This is a genomic window from Moorena sp. SIO2C4 (genome assembly GCF_010672485.1).
GTDB lineage: Bacteria > Cyanobacteriota > Cyanobacteriia > Cyanobacteriales > Coleofasciculaceae > Moorena > Moorena producens.
The window spans coordinates 1-3,717 of sequence record NZ_JAAHGN010000766.1; the positions used below are offsets into that span (position 1 = coordinate 1).

The 3,717-nt window shown below is 43.0% G+C and carries 4 protein-coding genes; 3 read left to right on the forward strand and 1 reads right to left on the reverse strand.

Going from position 1 to position 3,717, the window contains the following annotated elements:
- Positions 1-146 precede the first annotated feature (146 nt).
- Positions 147-302 carry a hypothetical protein gene (locus tag F6K20_RS28690; protein WP_287266109.1) on the forward strand — a complete coding sequence of 52 codons (156 nt, stop codon included), beginning with the start codon at positions 147-149 and terminating at the stop codon, positions 300-302.
- Between the two features lie 16 nt (positions 303-318).
- A complete protein-coding gene (locus F6K20_RS28695; RefSeq protein ID WP_287296940.1) occupies positions 319-2,205 on the forward strand; it encodes an abortive infection protein in 1,887 nt (628 codons plus the stop codon).
- A 440-nt stretch (positions 2,206-2,645) separates the two neighbouring features.
- Here the strand turns inward: F6K20_RS28695 and F6K20_RS28700 are convergent, their stop codons facing one another.
- Positions 2,646-2,951: a protealysin inhibitor emfourin gene (locus F6K20_RS28700; protein WP_008190153.1), complete on the reverse strand. Its 306-nt coding sequence runs from the start codon at positions 2,949-2,951 to the stop codon at positions 2,646-2,648.
- Positions 2,952-3,254: 303 nt separating this feature from the next.
- On the opposite strand from F6K20_RS28700, the gene F6K20_RS28705 reads away from it, so the two are divergent.
- On the forward strand, positions 3,255-3,446 hold the full coding sequence (locus tag F6K20_RS28705) for a hypothetical protein (RefSeq protein WP_008190150.1): 192 nt from the start codon (positions 3,255-3,257) through the stop codon (positions 3,444-3,446).
- Positions 3,447-3,717: the final 271 nt, after the last annotated feature.

Consider the following 3,717-nt stretch of genomic DNA (forward strand, 5'->3'; position numbering starts at 1 on the left):
TTAGGGGATTAAAGGCAAGAGGCAAGAGGCAAGAGGCAAGAGGCAAGAGGGGAGTGTGGGAAGTGTGGGAAGTGTGGGAAGTGTGGGGAGAAAGGGGAGTGTGGGGAGTGTGGGGAGTGTGGGGAGTGTGGGAAAGATAGGAAATTATGAGAAGTTTGGAGATAGGTAATTGCAACGACTATACTATTAAAGCGGTTGTCATAATTATCAGGTACAGTCAATTTTCTTACCCCGATTCCCGACTCCCGATTCCCGATTCCCGATTCCCTAATCCCTACTCCCTATTCCCTGTTCCCTTTTAAAAAAACCATAGTAATAATGGTAAATCTCCAAAACCCTTTGGTAATCGTCCTGGTTATCCTAATTTTAGTAATCGGGGTGGTATTTTTTATCTACTCTCAAGCCCAGAAAAAAATGACCGAACCGAAACCATCTAACTACGAACTTTCTCGTAACGATCAGATAAATCAGCCTAGTTATTATCCCATCAATCAGACCCTATCATCAAGTCTTTATCAACCCATTAGTGAGTGGATCGGAAGACTAATCGAGCCGCCAAAGGAGGAACGAACAACGGATGATTCGGTACTCTTTGAAGTCTACCATGCTGCTGCTGAGTATCAGCATTTGGTGGGACAAATTGTGACTTTAGCATGGAGTAAAGATGCTTCAGGGATCCAAGACTATGTGAAGCGAGTTACCATAGATATTAATTTTAATCAAACCACTGAAGATAGCATGACAGGGGGCGCTATGCATCCGGTTCGATTAAATCATCTGAATCGGGTAGGTCCCCTGGAATCTTTGGCTGCAGCCAGACCTGACGATAATGTGATTGTCATGGTAAACAATCCAGTTGTGACTGAGTCAGAAACAACGACATCTTTGACTATTGCCGAAGACCCAGTGCAAATTACCGGTCGCTTCTATGGCTTGGTTACCATTATTAAGCGGGAGACACTTGAAAGCGATCGCTTTCAAGTGTCTCACTTTAATAAAGACTCAAAACAATTTGATGGACCTCAAGAAATTATTCGTATTCCTCAAGTGGTGGCTGACCGGTATGACATCCCTAGATCTACCAATTCCCAGATTGAAGACTCTCCTCTAAATAGCGCTGGTTGGTATATTTATGGTGCTCAGGATCCTGACGGCATTTTTGTTACCCAAGGGATTGAACCTAGGGCTTTGATGATGCTAGAGCCAGATCAAGTAATTTTGGGAGTTGAGGAAGGGGTAACTTACATTAAGGAAAAAAATTGGGAAAATACCGAACAGCAAAAAGGTACTGCCAAGACAGTTCTGCTGGATCCTTTAGCTGAACAACCAGACGCTGCGATATCCCCTTGGCAGGAGGGAGACCGGGGAATTGTCATCCATCTTTATGGGGGAATTGGTGGTAATAAAAAAGATGAACGTGTCCTTTTTAATATGGTAAGCGGTCACTTTGCCTATGGTATTGCTCATGTAGTGCGTGACCCATTAAGCGATGAATTACGCTTTGATATAGAGTACCAGCAAGTTTATGCTAGTAACCCCGATGGCATTATTGCAGGGTCAATCAAATGGCCGAACTATATGGGAAATTTGCAGCGGGGTTGGTTAGGCAATCGACCTGTTTCTGATGTGATTGTTAAATTGGATGCTGTCACCCAAGACTACGAGTTTGGTGATATTAAACTATCACCTTTGGATGAATTGAAGCATCAGTTACAAGTCATGATGGCTCGCTACCGCACGGGGGATGGTGACGGTGCAGCATTGGCTTCACCAGCAGAGTCCTGTGTGCAAGACTCCAATCAAGCGCTTTATGTAGCCATCCAACAGATAGAAGATGAAGTGAATGACAATCCTGAAATTCAAGAGTGGTTGAACAGTCATCCAGATCATCCCCAAACTCAGCGATTTCAACAATTATCCGAGTTGGGACAAGCACTAGAACAACAGCTGACTCCCCTAGGAATTGTTCGTAGTGACTGGAAGGAAAATTCTGAAACCTTGGTGGGAGTTGCTGCTAGTGACAGTCCAATTATGTCGATCCTCCGAGGACTTGCTAGCTGGCGGACTGTACTACCGCGACGTGGTCATGATGAAATCGCTAGTCTTTTGTTAAACCATGGCGCTAAACTTTGGGTTATCCGCACTAATCAAGTGGGGGGATTCGATCCTGATATTATCCCCTATGCTCCGACTACGTTATTTTAGAATGTAGAATGTAGAATGTAGAATGTAGAATGTAGAATGCAGAATTTAGAATGCAGAATTTAGAATGTAGAATGTAGAATGCAGAATTTAGAATGCAGAATTTAGAATTATACATCTCGGGGGGTGACATGAGCCCTAAAAAGCTTAGTAGTATATAAGGCTTTGACGCCAATGAGCTCAGGTAAGATACACTCGGAAACTAACCCGACTTTGATTGTGTGGAAGCGAGGGAGCCTTATCACTATGTCAAATGTCAGCCCAAAACAGCATGTATCTTTTGATCACTTATGGGCTAAAATTACTACCCAGTAACGATTTAAGCTTGCTTGCATCTCACCCCCCCAGATTCTAAATTCTAAATTCTTAATTCTACATTCTTAATTCTACATTCTTAATTCTTAATTCTTCATTCTTCATTCTAAATTCTTAATTCTTCATTCTTACTTCAAAGTTGACCTTGCCATCGTTGTCAACCGTCTTAGCAAAGGTTGCAGCATCTCTGGAACTGCTGTATCACCAATTTCCACAGTTTTTTTCCGTCCAGCAACTTCTACGGTCAGTTTGTAGCTAAACTGATCTGCACCCGGTGTTGATGACATCAGCTGTGCTGGTAGCTCAAAGAAACTATTAGTATTAATCATGGCTTGCAGCTGATCAGCTTCTTCTGGCGATAGGGATTCAGTATCAACCTCAGTTGCCATATTCATCCCCATAAAACCGCCAGTACGCTCAAAGTGTATTTTCATAACACCCCCGTCTTTACTACTAAAATCTTGCTTAGACCATTGTGATTAATTATAAGGATTAATTGTAGTGATTAATCCTACAGATTAATCCTAGGGTGGGCAGTGGGTAAAAACGCGATGTTCGAAAAGAACCGCTTCGCGATTGGCCGTTGGCCACGCTACGCGAACGCAAACTGGCTCCATCGGTATAAGACTACCCATTAAGGTGTTTGACATTGATACAAGCTTAAAAGCTGTTGTAGTCAATTTAGCATGCATGCCTTGCGCGTAGCGCCATAACAGGCACTGGGTGCATTTCAATGCATGCTGTTTGACCCGCTGGGTGGAATGGAAATTATGGGTGCAATGGTGATCAGGGGTGGAACAGATATCAGGGGTGGAACAGGAATCTTGCCCGTTACCATTCAGCCTGTGCCAACCAAGCCTGAAGAGGCGTTGCTTAATAATGAAATGATTTTAAGAGTTCTGTGGAATGGATATCTTGCCCGTTTCTGATATTTTCAGACAGGCAGGAGCCCACCTCACTCATATTCATTACTTGATTCAGGAATGCCCATTTGTCTATCTGTGATTGCTTTGTTTTAAGCATTAAAAAAGTACTATTCTGGTTTAAGAGGTTGTCTGAGAAGTCTCATTTGCTACATTCAAGCCCCCTAAATCCCCCAATTTTGGGGGACTTTTACCAACAAATGGATTCTTGTTCCCCCCAGAATTGGGGGGCTAGGGGGGCAAAATTCAGTATCAAAAAACTTTTCAGATATCCTCT